At 71.7% G+C, this 12,468-nt stretch carries 11 protein-coding genes and 1 pseudogene; 6 read left to right on the top strand and 6 right to left on the bottom strand.

Annotated elements, in window-relative coordinates; genetic code table 11:
• Positions 1 to 48: 48 nt before the first annotated feature.
• Both ACIF8T_RS25915 and ACIF8T_RS25910 read right to left on the bottom strand, forming a co-directional pair.
• Complete coding sequence (locus ACIF8T_RS25915) at positions 49 to 1,440, bottom strand: MFS transporter (protein ID WP_400038483.1); 1,392 nt, start codon at positions 1,438 to 1,440, stop codon at positions 49 to 51.
• 57 nt (positions 1,441 to 1,497) lie between these two features.
• Positions 1,498 to 2,046, bottom strand: coding sequence for an SRPBCC family protein (locus ACIF8T_RS25910; RefSeq protein ID WP_400038482.1), 549 nt, complete (start codon positions 2,044 to 2,046; stop codon positions 1,498 to 1,500).
• Positions 2,047 to 2,693: 647 nt separating this feature from the next.
• Between ACIF8T_RS25910 and ACIF8T_RS25905 the strand changes: the two genes are divergently transcribed.
• The 3 genes from ACIF8T_RS25905 to ACIF8T_RS25895 all read left to right on the top strand — a co-directional run bounded on the left by ACIF8T_RS25905 (position 2,694) and on the right by ACIF8T_RS25895 (position 5,851).
• The gene (locus tag ACIF8T_RS25905; RefSeq protein WP_400038481.1) at positions 2,694 to 3,260 is read left to right on the top strand and encodes a TetR/AcrR family transcriptional regulator; all 567 of its coding nucleotides are present in this window, start codon (positions 2,694 to 2,696) and stop codon (positions 3,258 to 3,260) included.
• A gap of 123 nt (positions 3,261 to 3,383) precedes the next feature.
• Entirely contained in the window at positions 3,384 to 4,736 is a 1,353-nt protein-coding gene (locus ACIF8T_RS25900; RefSeq protein ID WP_400038480.1) for a carotenoid oxygenase family protein, read from the top strand.
• Positions 4,737 to 4,795: 59 nt separating this feature from the next.
• Positions 4,796 to 5,851, top strand: a complete 1,056-nt coding sequence (locus ACIF8T_RS25895) for a medium chain dehydrogenase/reductase family protein (RefSeq protein ID WP_400038479.1) — start codon at positions 4,796 to 4,798, stop codon at positions 5,849 to 5,851.
• 371 nt (positions 5,852 to 6,222) lie between these two features.
• Here the strand turns inward: ACIF8T_RS25895 and ACIF8T_RS25890 are convergent.
• From ACIF8T_RS25890 to ACIF8T_RS25875, 4 genes and pseudogenes are all read right to left on the bottom strand, one after another.
• Positions 6,223 to 6,515: pseudogene (locus ACIF8T_RS25890) on the bottom strand (hypothetical protein); the annotation flags it as partial.
• A gap of 239 nt (positions 6,516 to 6,754) precedes the next feature.
• The gene (uppS, locus tag ACIF8T_RS25885) at positions 6,755 to 8,593 is read right to left on the bottom strand and encodes a polyprenyl diphosphate synthase (RefSeq protein ID WP_400038478.1); all 1,839 of its coding nucleotides are present in this window, start codon (positions 8,591 to 8,593) and stop codon (positions 6,755 to 6,757) included.
• Between the two features lie 17 nt (positions 8,594 to 8,610).
• Positions 8,611 to 9,480 (bottom strand): ABC transporter permease, encoded by an 870-nt coding sequence (locus tag ACIF8T_RS25880; protein WP_400038477.1) that lies wholly within the window; start codon positions 9,478 to 9,480, stop codon positions 8,611 to 8,613.
• Positions 9,477 to 10,085 (bottom strand): ABC transporter ATP-binding protein, encoded by a 609-nt coding sequence (locus ACIF8T_RS25875; RefSeq protein WP_400038476.1) that lies wholly within the window; start codon positions 10,083 to 10,085, stop codon positions 9,477 to 9,479. Before ACIF8T_RS25875 ends, ACIF8T_RS25880 begins: the two co-directional genes overlap by 4 nt.
• 713 nt (positions 10,086 to 10,798) lie before the next feature.
• Here ACIF8T_RS25875 and ACIF8T_RS25870 point away from each other — a divergent pair.
• From ACIF8T_RS25870 to ACIF8T_RS25860, 3 genes are all read left to right on the top strand, one after another.
• Positions 10,799 to 11,131: a plasmid stabilization protein gene (locus tag ACIF8T_RS25870; protein ID WP_400038475.1), complete on the top strand. Its 333-nt coding sequence runs from the start codon at positions 10,799 to 10,801 to the stop codon at positions 11,129 to 11,131.
• Between the two features lie 327 nt (positions 11,132 to 11,458).
• Positions 11,459 to 11,854 (top strand): hypothetical protein, encoded by a 396-nt coding sequence (locus tag ACIF8T_RS25865; protein ID WP_400038582.1) that lies wholly within the window; start codon positions 11,459 to 11,461, stop codon positions 11,852 to 11,854.
• Between the two features lie 169 nt (positions 11,855 to 12,023).
• Positions 12,024 to 12,416 (top strand): four-helix bundle copper-binding protein, encoded by a 393-nt coding sequence (locus ACIF8T_RS25860; RefSeq protein ID WP_400038581.1) that lies wholly within the window; start codon positions 12,024 to 12,026, stop codon positions 12,414 to 12,416.
• Positions 12,417 to 12,468: the final 52 nt, after the last annotated feature.

Raw genomic sequence — 12,468 nt, 5'->3', positions numbered from 1 at the left:
CCGGGAGGGGTGAGGGATTCAGCGAGGGACGCGCCTCGGGCCGGTGCTTCAAGACCTGCCGGGCAGGGGTGTTGCCGCACCGGTGCGGCCGCGGAGCAGGTGGACGGCGCTCGCGGCGGCGGCCAGCAGTGCGATGAGGGCCGCTGCTGCAAGGGCGCGGCGGTATCCGTGCGCCTGGGCGGTGAGTGCGGGGGCGGCCGGGGCTGCGAGGGGGGTGAGGACTGCGAGTCCCAGTGCGCCTCCGACCTGCCTGGAGGTGTTGATCAGTCCGCCCGCGATGCCGGCGTGCCGCGGCTCGGCTTCGGCGACGCCCAGGGCGGTCAGGGGTACGAAGGCCAGGCCCAGGCCGCTGCCGATGAGTACGGAGGGGCCGAGCAGGTCGGGCAGGAACGCGCCGTCGACGGGGAGCCGGGCGAGCCAGAGCAGACCGGCGGCGAGCACCAGCAGGCCGGGCAGGAGGGTCCTGGACAGGCGTCCCGCGCCCCAGGACGCGGCCATGAGGGCGGCGGCGAGCGGGAGTTGGGTCAGACCCGCTTCGAGGGGCGAATAGCCGAGCACCTTCTGCTGGTAGAGGGGGAGGAAGAAGAACGTGGCGACCCATACCGCTCCGAGCAGCAGCATCAGGATGTTGCCGGTGACGAGGGAGCGGTTGCGCAGCAGTGCCGGGGGCAGCAGGGGGTTCCTCGCGCGTCGCTCGATCGGCATGAGTGCCGCGAGCAGCGTCAGCCCGGCCGCCGGGAGAACGAAATCGGGCAGCGGGGTCGCGTCCTCGGCGCCGAGCCCGTGGACGAGGAGGGTGAGGCCGGCGGTGACGGTGAGTGCGCCGGGCACGTCGAGCCGGGCGGTGCCCTCGCGCTTGCTCGGGCCCAGGAGGACGGGGGTGGCCACGAGGCAGGGCAGGGCGGCCAGCGCGCTGACGGCGAAGACGGCCCACCATCCCAGGCTGCTGGTGAGCACCCCGCCGAGCAGGACTCCTGCGGCTCCGCCCGCTGCCGAGGCCGCTCCCCAGATGCCCAGGGCCTTACCGCGGCCGGGGCCCGGTGGCCGGTGGGCCAGCAGGATGGCCAGGCCGGAGGGAGAGAGCAGGGCCGCGCCGATTCCCTGGACGGCGCGGGCGGTGATGAACGGTCCGGCGCCCGAGGGGATGCTCGCGGCCAGGGATCCGGCGGCGAAGACGAGGAGACCGGACAAGAAGGCCGTGCGGTGTCCGAGGAGGTCGGTGAGGCGGCCGCCGAGGGGCAGCAGTGCGCCGAAGGCGATGAGGTAGGCGTTGACGGTCCAGGCCAGACCGGTCGGCGTGAGGTCCAGGTCCTGTCCGATGGCGGGCAGGGCGACGTTCACGATGGACGTGTTGAGCACGACGAGGAACTGCGCGCCGGCCAGGAGGGAGAGGAGGAGCCTTGGGCGATGCGGGCGCGGTGCGGAGACGGGGGTGGACATGATGCCTTTCGCGAAGCGGTCCGGACCGGAAGCGGGGCGTGTTCCCGCGGCTGACGTTCAGGAGCGCTGTCCGCTCGGCGTTCCGGGCTCGGGGTGGAGCTGCTCGGACCGCTGCTTGAGGTTGTGCAGCCAGTGGTCCAGCGAGGCGTCCAGGGCTTCCTGGAGGTACTCGGTGTCGGCGTCGACGGGCTCACCGGTCCAGGACTCTTCGGTGTGTACGTGCACTCCGTCCTTGGCCCGGGTGAAGGTCCACACGTGGACCGCGGTGATGCCCTGGGCCGGTCCGCCCCAGACGATGCGGCGCTTGGGCTGTACCTGCTTCACCGTCGAGGTGATGTCCTCCAGCCCTTCGGTGGACCACACCCACGAGGAGCCCGGGCGCAGCCTTCCGGGGGTCTGCTTGACCGAGGAGCTGACGTTCGGCTGCCAGGCCGGCCAGTTCTCGACGTCGGTCTGGACGCGCCAGACGCGCTCCAGCGGGGCGTGGATGACGATGTCGTCCCGGGTGATGACGGGGGCCGTCTCGTCGATGCCGATCGGTACGGGCCCTGCGTTTCCGAAGGCAAGGGGCAGCGCGGCGAGGATCGCGGTGGCGGTGGTGAGCATGGCAGTTCCTTCGAAGTGAGTGGAGGGAAGAGACGATCGCGAGCTTAGGTGTGGTTATTCACTCACTAGCCACTCGCGCCGAACGTCGGCGAATGAGGCACGGGTTTCCCGCAAAAAGGGACGCGGAAAGGCGAGGCGTTCAGGGCCTTAACTCGCCCTTCGACTTGTGAGTAGTCAACCACTCCCCCTCTTTGATCGTCAACTACTTCCGCCCACCCCGCCACCGTCGAGACCGAAGTCGACCTCGGCACTCTCGGGAAGCTTGACCGTCGGGACCGCCGACCGCGCCGCGAGAGCGCGCGGCGGAAGCCGGGGACACCCGCCCTTCACGGCCGCGCGAAGGAAGGTGGGCGCCCTTCGAGCAGTCGGCATCTCCCCTCCCTGGAAGCGGTGGCCTTGGGCGCGGGGCCGGCGACCAGCACCTGCGAGTGCGGGAGGCACGACGAGAACCCGGCGACCCCAACGCCTGCGCGCAAGCGGTCCGGAAAGCCGCGGCCAGAGGCAGGAAGTGTCCGCCACCGTGCGGCCTGCCGACCGGGAGAGTGTTCGCCGTCAGGGCGGCGGCCGGCCAGCCTCGCTTTCGAACGGGCGCCACCCGCGTGAGGGGCTCGCTTGACACCCATGTGTGTGAGTGATTGAGTACTCACATGAAGACGGAACGACGCCGCCAACTGTCCACGGCCGACGAGCGCCGGGAGACAGTCCTGCGCACCGCCATCGGGGCCTTCGCGGCCCGGGGGTACTTCGGGACCACCACGTCGGAGGTGGCCAAGGCCGCCGGCATCTCGCAGGCGTACGTCTACCGCCTCTTCCCCAACAAGGAAGCCCTGTTCACCGCGGTCGTCGAGCACTGCTTCGTCCGCGTGCGAGCCGCCCTGGAAAGCGGCGCGGCGAAGGCCGAGAGCAGCGCGCCCGAAGCGGTCCTCGAATCCATGGGCGACGCCTATGCACGCCTGATCAGCGACAACGATCTGATGCTGGTCCAGCTCCACGCCCAAGCTGCCGCCGTGTCCGAGCCGGCCGTCCGTGAGGCGGTCCGGGCAGGGTACGCCCGCACCGTCGAGTACGTCCGCAGCGCGTCGGGGGGCAGCGAGGAACAGGTCCAGCAGTTCTTCGCCACCGGCATGCTCTGCCACCTGCTGGTGTCCATCGACGCCGGGGCCGTCTCGGCACCCTGGACCCGCACCCTGACGGCCGGAATCGTGCATTACTGATCCGGCCCCGGAAGGCGGCCGCCCAGGTCTGCGGACCAGCGGCCGCCTCTCTTGGCACCGAAGAGTGAGTGTCTGACCACTCACATACAACCGCTGGCGCTTCTCACGAACTTGAGGTCCACGATGACGAGCAAGCCCTACCTGACCGGTCACTACTCCCCCGTCGTGGACGAGATCACCGCGACCGGGCTGACCGTGGAAGGCACCCTGCCCCCGGACCTGACCGGCCGACTGATCCGCAACAGCCACAACCCCAAGCCCGGCATCACCCCCACCCACTGGTTCAAGGGCAGCGGCATGGTCCACGGCATCCGCCTCAACGAGGGACGTGCCGAGTGGTACCGCAACCGGTGGGTCCACACCCCCGCGCTGGAGGGCGCCCCCTACATGACCGACCGGGGGCCGGATCTGACGGTCAGCACGGCCGGCACGCACGTCATCGAGCACGGTGGGCGCCTGCTGGCCCTGTCGGAAGCGGCCCTGCCCTTCGAGCTGACGGCCGACCTGGAGACGGTCGGCGCCTACGACTTCGGCGGCAAGCTCACCTCCGCCATGACCGCCCATCCCAAGGAGGACCCGGCCACCGGCGAGCTGCACTTCTTCGCCTCCTCGCCCTTCCCCCCGTACCTGATCCACCACGTCGCCTCCGCCGACGGCCAGGTGCTGGAGAGCCAGGAGGTGCCTGGCGCGAGCGCCGCGCTGAAGCACGACTTCGCGATCACCGAGCACTACGTGGTCTTCCTGGAGGGCTCGGTCACCTTCGATCCCGCCGAGCACTCCGGAATCCCGTACGGGTGGAACGACGCACAGGCCACCCGGATCGGCGTCATGCCGCGCGGCGCGGGCGGCGCCCGGCAGATCCGCTGGTTCGAGATCGCTCAGGGCTACGGCATGCACTTCGCCAACGCCTACGAGGACGCCCGCGGACACATCGTCGTCGAGGGCCCCACGGTGGGCCGCGAGGGCTGGCAGCGGTCCTGGAACTGGTGGGTCGGCGCCCAGGACCGGGGCGCCGAACCGAACTCCGGGTCCCACAGCCGCCGTTGGACCGTCGACCTGACCGCCGGGACCGTCCGCGAGCAGCAGACCGACGACCTGACCGTGGAGTTCCCCACGATCAACGACAACTTCACCGGCAGCGAGCACCGCTTCCAGTACGCCCTGTCGTTCCCCGACGACCTCGGCATCGGCAACCACACCCTGGTGAAGTACGACCGCGTCACCGGCGCCCGCCAACTGCTGCCCTTCGGCACCGGCCAACTCCCCAGCGAGGCGGTCTTCGTGCAGGCGGACGGCACCACCGGCGAGGACGAGGGATGTCTCCTGACCATCGTGAGCGACCTCAACGCCGACGCGTCGAAGATGCTCGTCCTCGACGCCTCCGACCTCACCGCGGCCCCGATCGCCACGGTCCACCTTCCCCGGCGGGTGCCCGCCATGATCCACGGCTCGTGGATCCCGGACACCGCCCTGTGACCTCCGCTCCGCGCCCGACCCGACCACGTACCGCCTCCCCCGCTACAAGGAGCATTCCCATGAGCAACTCCCCCACCCCCACCCCCGCCTTCACCTCGACCGTCACCGAAGCGGTGCTGCCCGGGATCGTGGACCCGGAGGGCATCCAGGTGCGTACCAGGACCGCCCGCCCGGCCGGTCCCGGGCAGGTGGTGCTGGCGATGGAGGCCGCCGGGGTCTCCTTCGCCGAGCAGCAGATGCGCCGCGGCAAGTACTACGACCAGCCGCCCTTCCCCTTCGTGCCCGGCTACGACCTCGTCGGACGGGTCGTGGACGTGGGGCAGGACGTTCCCCGCGAGCTGCTGGGGCGGCGCTTCGCCGCTCTGACCAAGACCGGGGCCTGGGCCAGCCACGTCACCGTCGACGCCGGCGACCTGACCGAGGTGCCCGGGTCGGTCGACTCCGCCGAGGCGGAGACCTTCGTGGTCAACGGCATCACCGCCTGGCAGATGCTCCACCGCCTGGCGAAGGTCCGTCCCGGCCAGGTGGTCCTGGTGCACGGCGCGAACGGCGGCGTCGGCTCCACCCTGGTCCAGCTCGCCCGCGTCGCCGGCGCCCGGGTCGTCGGTACCGCCTCGGCCAAGCACCACGACGCCGTCCGGGCCCTGGGCGCCCTGCCCGTCGACTACCGGGCTCCCGACCCGGAGGACCGGCTGCGCGCCCACGCTCCGCGGGGCTACGACGCGGTGTTCGACCACGTCGGCGGCGAGGGCATCGTCACCTCCTGGCGCCTGCTCGCCGCCAAAGGCACCCTGGTCTCCTACGGCACCGCCTCGACCCGCGACGTCCAGGGCTCGTCCAGGGCCCCGGTCCTCAAGCTGCTCGCCCGCCTGACGCTGTGGAACGCGCTCCCCAACGGCAAGGGGGCGCACTTCTACAACATCTGGGCCGGCCGGCGCCGGCCCGGCGCCTTCCGCGCCAGGCTGCACGCCGACCTGTCCCAGGTCTTCGCCCTGCTCGCCGACGGCGCACTCGTCCCCCAGGTCGCCGCGCGCGTGCCGCTCACCGAGGTCGGCGAAGCGGTACGGCTCGCGGAGTCCGGCACCGTCGTCGGCAAGGTCGTCCTGGTGCCGTAGCCGTACGGCGCTCGTAGCCCCTGCCCTCTGCTCCGCGACCGCCGCGGGGCAGAGGGCAGGGCCGTTTCAGCCGAGGAGGCCTCGGGCGGTCAGCACCCGGAGGGAGCAGCAGTGCCGTCACGGATACGACGAAGGTCAAGGCAGAGGATGCGAGAGGGCGCCGGCTGAGTAATCGGAACAAGACAGGACCTCCACGGGACAGCTCTCACGACACGATGCGCACGGGAAACAGGGGATCCTCGCCTGTCGCGGTGCACTGACCTCGCTTCTTTCGCGAGGACTTGCCGTGACGTTACGAAGGCACGCCGCTCACCCAACAGACCGATCCGTACTCAGGAGTGCTCATGTCCTGCGTCCGTGCGCTGACCGGGTAGGAGGTCACCCAAGCCGACCTCCCGAAGGAAGCTCTGTAACTCCCGCAGGGCACGTGGGGAGGCGGGTTCGGGCTCCGGTTCCAGGGCGGCGAAACCAGGCGGCCGTTGTCGTCGAACACGATCCGGGAGTTCGCCGGCACCCGCCCGGCCGCCTCGCGGTAGGTCCCGTCCAACGACGCGGCCCGCGCCGCCGGGTGCTCGTCCGCCTCAGCGGGCGGATCGAGCGACGCGGGCACGGCGGGCTCGGCCTGCTCCCACGCTTCCTCGCCCGGACGAGGAGGTCCCCAGCGACGGACGTCTCCAGCACCTCCGGTTCCCGGCGGTCCTGCTCGCGGGCCAGGACCACCCCCGCCACGTCGTCGAGTGCGGACGGCGCGGGAGGACCGGACCTGCCGCGTGCTTCGTGTCGGCCTGCTGCAGGCGATGGACGTGCGGTCCCTCCTGGCCGCGGCACCGCGTGAACACCGTGTCGCCTGCCCGGTCGGCCATGGTCGGGGCCGCGCGGGGTCGGCCTCGGCACCCCCTGATGTCAGATCGGAGGGGTCGGTGGTCGCCGCGGGGAGGTGAGGGGGGCAGCGCCGTGGCGGCGTTGGCGTCGGCCGTATTCGGTGATGGCTTGCCACAGGTCACGCCGGTCGACGTCGGGCCAGTAGCCGGGGGTGAAGTACAGCTCGGCGTAGGTGGCGTGCCAAGGAAGGAAGTTCGAGGTGCGCTGTTCGTTGCCCGTGCGCCACAACAGGTCGACGTCCGGCATGTCGGGGTGGGGCAGATAACGGGCGAAGTCGTCCTCACTCATGAGTCGGGGGACCACTTCCCCTGCTTGGGCTGCCTGGGCGAGGGCCGCGGCGGTCCGGGTGATCTCGTCGCGGCCGCCGTAGTTGATGCACACGGTGAGAGTCAGTCCGGTGCGGGTGCGGGTGCGGCGCTCCTCGCGCCGGAGAGCTTGGACGAGTTCCTCGGGCAGTTTGTCGGGGTTGCCCAACCAGCGCTGGCGTACGTCGAGGTCACGGAGGGAGCCCTCGTCGAGGTCGTGCCGGATCGCTTCCAGGATCGCCGTGATTTCCTCGGTGCCGCGTTTCCAGTTCTCGGTGGAGAACGCGTAGAGGGTCAGGTGGCGCAGGCCTATCTCCAGGGCGCCGTAGATCATCTCGTGCGCGGCAGTGGTGCCGGCGCGGTGGCCTTCCGGGCGGGGCAGGCCGCGCTGCTCGGCCCAGCGGCCGTTGCCGTCCATGATGATCGCCACGTGGGAGGGCATCCGGTCGGCGGCGATCTGCGGGGGCCGGGCGCCGTCGGGGTGCGGTGGCGGGGGCCGGAGTGGGGAGTCGTCGGCTGCTGGACTCGGACCGTTCGCGCTCACCGCGGGTCGTCGGGGTCCGGGCACGGTCAGGGGCGTCAGGCTCCAGGCCAGCGCTGAGCGGAGGCGGGCGGGGGCAAGGATGCGGACGCGGGCAGCGACGGACGGGCGCGGGGCGCGCTTGAGCAGGGCGGGGCCGGCTGCGTCGACGGCGTCGAGCTGGGCACGCAGCAGGGCGGCCGCCGTGTGGAACACGGTGGCGGCGCCCGGGTGCATGCCTGTGGTCATCGCGGGCCTGGTCACCCATCGGCGGGCCAGGTCTGTGACCTCAGCGATCAAAGCCGCTGTGGCCGGGCTCCAGCGCTGCTGCCGCAGGTCGTCCTCGGCTCCGGGGAAGGAGTTCAGAGCCTCCCGCGGCAGGAGCAGGTGGCCTTGGGCGAGGTCGGCGCCCAGGTCGGTGAGGATGTCGGTGAGCTGGGCGCCGTCGATGAACTGCTCGTAGTCCCTTTGCCGGTCCATGCGGAGCGTCATCGGTGCTCCGGCCTGTTCGAACAGGTGCCGTACCTGGTCGACCCAGGGCGTGATTCCCTCGTTGCACCAGGCCCGCCACTCGGCCCAGTCGGCGAAGCGCCGGCCGCGGGTGTCGTCGCGTGTGCTGGTCATGGCGCCTTGCAGGCCGGCCAGGTCCAGCCGCCATCGCAGGGCGGTGTCCACCAGGGCGTGCCGGACCGGATCCGTGCTGGTGCCGGCCGCCAGGTCGCGTTGCAGGGCCTGGGTCCACGCTTGGACGCGGGCCTCGCGTTCGGCCGGTTCCGCGTCTCGCTGGTCGGCGAGGTCGTCCAGCACGCTCGCTGCCGCCCACAACGCCCAGCAGGCCGGGCGCAGCAGGGCGGGCATGAGCCGGATGAGGGCGTGGATCGCGGGGTCGTGCTGTCGTGTGATGCGGCGGCACAGCCGGTATGCCGCCCGCAGGGACGGGTCGTCGCCGGTGAGCCTGCGGGCGGCAGGTCGCCCCTGCCGTGCCGGCAGGGCGGCGTCGAGGTCTGCCGTAGTGGGCTTCGTGGTGGCACTCATGTCGGGGGACCAGGACCTCAGTGTGCTTCCGTGTCGGGCGCCGTGGCCGATGGCGTGGTGGTTCGGCGCGGTGCGGGAAGGTTGGTTCTGCCGCTTCCCGGCCCGGGCGGCGGGACGGGGACGGTCGACGGCAGTGAGCTGCGGGTGCTGCGGCGGAATCCCAGCAGGGCGACCAGGGCGGCGCCTGCGAACCAGGTCAGCTGGATCGCCAGATGCCCGGGGACCGGGCTGGTGGAGAAGCCGGCCGCCGTGCTGGCCTGCATGGCCCCGTAGGAGGGCAGGTAGCGCATGACCGGGTTGTCGGCTCCGGAGCTGGTGATGGGGTTCTGCAGTGCGAGGTCGATGATGCTGGTCATCACGATGGCGAACATCCCCTCGACTTCCCGGCGCAGCAGGGAGCCGAAGCCGACACCGAGCGCGCCATAGGTGAGTCCGGCGCAGAACAGCGCGGCGGCGAGCAGGAGAGGCTGGCGGGGTGTCCAGGCCAGGCAGGTGATGGCGGTGGCGTAGGCGGCGACCGCCGCCGAGACCAGAGCCAGGGCCGTGACCTTGGCCAGGACGAGGTGGGCGCGGGGGTAGCCGGCCATCGCCAGCCGGCGGTCGAAGCCGCTGCCGGAGAACGTGGCGGCGAACATCATGAAACCGGTGATCAGGGTGACGGCGTTGAGCGCACCGCTGATCGCGGTCAGTTCGTTGCCGTGCGGGGCCAGCGCCTCCCCGGTGGCGCGAAGCCGCATCCGGGCCGGGGTGTCGGGCATCGCCACGAACGCCAGGGTCGTCCACACCGGGACGAACACGATCACCAGGATCATCGCGAACCGGTTGCGGCCGTGCTCGATGAGCGTGAACCGGGTGGCGACGGCGAAATGGGTCAGGTGAGACCTCACGCGGCGGCCTCCGCCTCGTCCGGGCGGAGCATTCCGCTGTCCAGGCGCCACAGCTCGTCCAGGCGTTCGGTGTCGTACGCCAGGTGAGAGACGACCAGAACCGAACGTCCCGCGTCCCGCAGCCGCGCGGCCAGGTCCCAGAACCGCTGGTAGGTGTCCCAGTCGAAGCCCTGGTACGGCTCGTCCAGCAGAAGGACCTGCGGATCGTGCATGAGCGCCAGCGTCACGTTCAGCTTCTGCCGCGTGCCGCCGCTGAGCACCCCGGCCCGCTCGTCGGCGTACCCGGCGAAGCCCAGCACGTCCATGACCTCCTCGGCGTACCGCACGTCCGCGAGGCGATAGGCCGTCTGGAAGAACGTCAGGTGCTGCCGGACGGTCAGCGCGTCGTTGAGGACCACGTGCTGCGGGCAGTAACCGAACCGGCCGCTGTGACGGACCGTGCCACGGGTGGGCCGCAACTCGCCGGACAGAATCTTCAGCAGCGTGGACTTTCCCGCGCCGTTCTCCCCGACGATCCCGCACAGCATCCCGGCCCGAAGCCGCAGGTCGACACCCCGCAGGACCACACGCCGACGGTAGGCATGATGCACACCCCTGACCTCCACGCACGCCTCCCCCATGGACCTGGGCCGACCGTGACCCGACTATCCAACGATCACACGGCAGAACAGACACGAGCCCTCGCGTCGAAGGACGCAGGAGGGGGTGGAATCAGCCACTGGCCCCGGCACCGCGTGAACACGCCGCCGCCTGCCCGGGACTGATCCGGTCCAGGACGCGCGTCCACAGCACGGTCTGGGTCCCGGCCATGCGGCCGTCCTTCACCGCACTGTCGCAGCCGCATCCGTTGCTGCACGGCATGCACGCCGACTGTGCGCCCACCGGTCCACGTCCTGTTGTCCTGTTCGGCCACCGGGGCGTCCAGGTGGGTGTCGACGCGCACGGGCCAGGGCGTGTCCCTCGCGTGCGGGGTACGCGCGCTCCGGATATCCGCGATCCGGTCACTCACAGGCGGCCTCTTCCGGCTGGCAGGGACCCACGGGCGGGGCCCAGACGTACCCGCCTGTCCGCAGTGGCGATCCACGAGGAAGGAAAGACCACCGGCCGGCCAGGAGCAGCGCCGGGTTCTCGGCGGACGGCCCGCGTCGTGCCGGGTGCCCGCGCGGTCGTCCAGCGCCGCGGACCCCGCCACCAGCACACCGGCGACTCCCCCGCGCCGGCCGTTTCACCCCGTCACGGAGGGAAACTCTCCCTGCACCCATCGAGCCGGCGCGCCTCCCGCACGCATCAGCACGCCGGCACCGGAAGGAGACCGATCATGCCCGCAGGGTCCAGCTCCAAGCGGGAGCGCCAGTACGAGCACATCAAGGACAGCGCCGAGGATCGCGGCGCGTCCGAAGGGCGGGCCAAGGAACTGGCCGCCCGTACGGTGAACAAGCAGCGCGCCCGATCCGGCGAGGCGAAGTCGTCGAGCAGCAGCTCGACGAAGGGCAAGTCGCCGTCGCAGCGCGGCGGGGAGAGGTCGGGCAAGTCCGGCAGCGGGGGTTCGGGCCCCACCCGGGAGCAGCTCTACCAGGAAGCGAAGAAGAAGGGCATCGAGGGCCGGTCCACGATGAACAAGGACCAGCTCGCCAAGGCTCTCGGCCGCTGACCGTCCCCGTCGGCACACGGGAGCAGGCCGATCCTGCGCGGACGGCGCTCCTCCTCGAACCGTCCCGGCAGCGGAAGAGCCTGCCGGGGTGCTGCTGAGAGGGGTACCGGTGCACTGGCGGCCTTCGGGGAGCGACACGGTCCGCTGCCCGAACAGTCGTTTGAAGGAGAGCCTGCGAACGGTTCTGAAGGGGGAAGGCCCGCGCAGTGGTCGCAGGGCCTCGGCCGGTGGACAGGGACGGGAGTCGTGCGCCGGATCGGGTACTCGGCCGTGGAACGGGACACCTGGGGTCATCGGCTTGCGGAGGTGCCGGCCGTGCGCATCGGAATGCTCAGAGCACTTGGGGCGGCGACGTGCGCGTACGGGGTCGCCGCCGTGTACCGGCCGGGCCTGCTGGCCCGTCCCCTCGGGCTGGTCGATCCGCACGGTCGTGTCGATCCGCGCAGTGCCCTGGTGGTACGTCCCATGGCGTGGCGGGACGCCGCCACCGGCCTGGCGATGCTCGCCGCTCCCGAGGGCAAGGCCCTGGCCACGGTGACCGCCGTGCGCATCGCCTCCGATGTGGGTGACGCCGTCTTGTTCAGTGCCGCCCTTCCCGGCCGGTTCCGCCGTGCGGTGGCCGCCGTCAGCGCTCTGGGCTGGGCCGCCTTGGGGGTCGCGGGGCTGACCGGGAGCCGCCGCACCACCGAGGGCCGGTCGCACGGACGCCACGGACCGCGCTGACCGCGCCGGTCGGGCGGGTGCCGTCCCGGCTTGCCGCCCGTACGGCCTCCCGGCCGCCCACGGCACTGCCCGCTTCCGTTCCGGCCGCGTACCGGACGGGCCGGGACGGACGAGAATGCGGCCGTGCGCGAGGTCACCGCCGTGCCGGAGGTGCTCGGCGGTGCGCTCGATCCCCGGAACCGACGGAGACCGATGCGGAACACGGCCGGGGCGCTGCCCTCGGGAATCCGCTGTCCGCCACGCGCGGGCCGTGCTGCCGAGGACGCGGGCCGATGGGTGGAACCCGTCGGCCACGGACACCTCGTGCCGTCGCCCTCGGCCGGCACCGGCGCAGACGTACTGTGCGGACATCTGCAACGCCACCGCCGCAGCACTCTCCCGCCACACCGGCTACGGCGCCAGCGTCACCCGGGCGATCCTCCAGGCGTGCGCCACCGTCTGCAAGGTCTGCGGCGGCGAGTGCGCGAGCCGCGCCGACCGGCGCGGGCACTGCCGCGTCTGCGCCGAGGCGTGCCGCCGCTGCGAGCAGGCGTGCAACGACCTGATCACCTCCCTGGGCTGACAGCCAGAGGCTCGCCTCCCGTCCCCGTCGACCGGCCAAGGCCTTGTGACCA

It is taken from the genome of Streptomyces sp. NPDC085946 (assembly GCF_044540485.1).
Classification (GTDB): domain Bacteria; phylum Actinomycetota; class Actinomycetes; order Streptomycetales; family Streptomycetaceae; genus Streptomyces.
Note: the sequence above shows the minus strand (reverse complement) of the source record. Positions and strands in the feature narration are given on the sequence as shown.

Coding starts and splice junctions, on each gene's coding strand:
- ACIF8T_RS25915 (WP_400038483.1), bottom strand. CDS start 1,440: ATGTCCACCCCCGTCTCCGCACCGCGCCCGCATCGCCCAAGGCTCCTC.
- ACIF8T_RS25910 (WP_400038482.1), bottom strand. CDS start 2,046: ATGCTCACCACCGCCACCGCGATCCTCGCCGCGCTGCCCCTTGCCTTC.
- ACIF8T_RS25905 (WP_400038481.1), top strand. CDS start 2,694: ATGAAGACGGAACGACGCCGCCAACTGTCCACGGCCGACGAGCGCCGG.
- ACIF8T_RS25900 (WP_400038480.1), top strand. CDS start 3,384: ATGACGAGCAAGCCCTACCTGACCGGTCACTACTCCCCCGTCGTGGAC.
- ACIF8T_RS25895 (WP_400038479.1), top strand. CDS start 4,796: ATGAGCAACTCCCCCACCCCCACCCCCGCCTTCACCTCGACCGTCACC.
- uppS (WP_400038478.1), bottom strand. CDS start 8,593: ATGAGTGCCACCACGAAGCCCACTACGGCAGACCTCGACGCCGCCCTG.
- ACIF8T_RS25870 (WP_400038475.1), top strand. CDS start 10,799: ATGCCCGCAGGGTCCAGCTCCAAGCGGGAGCGCCAGTACGAGCACATC.
- ACIF8T_RS25865 (WP_400038582.1), top strand. CDS start 11,459: ATGCTCAGAGCACTTGGGGCGGCGACGTGCGCGTACGGGGTCGCCGCC.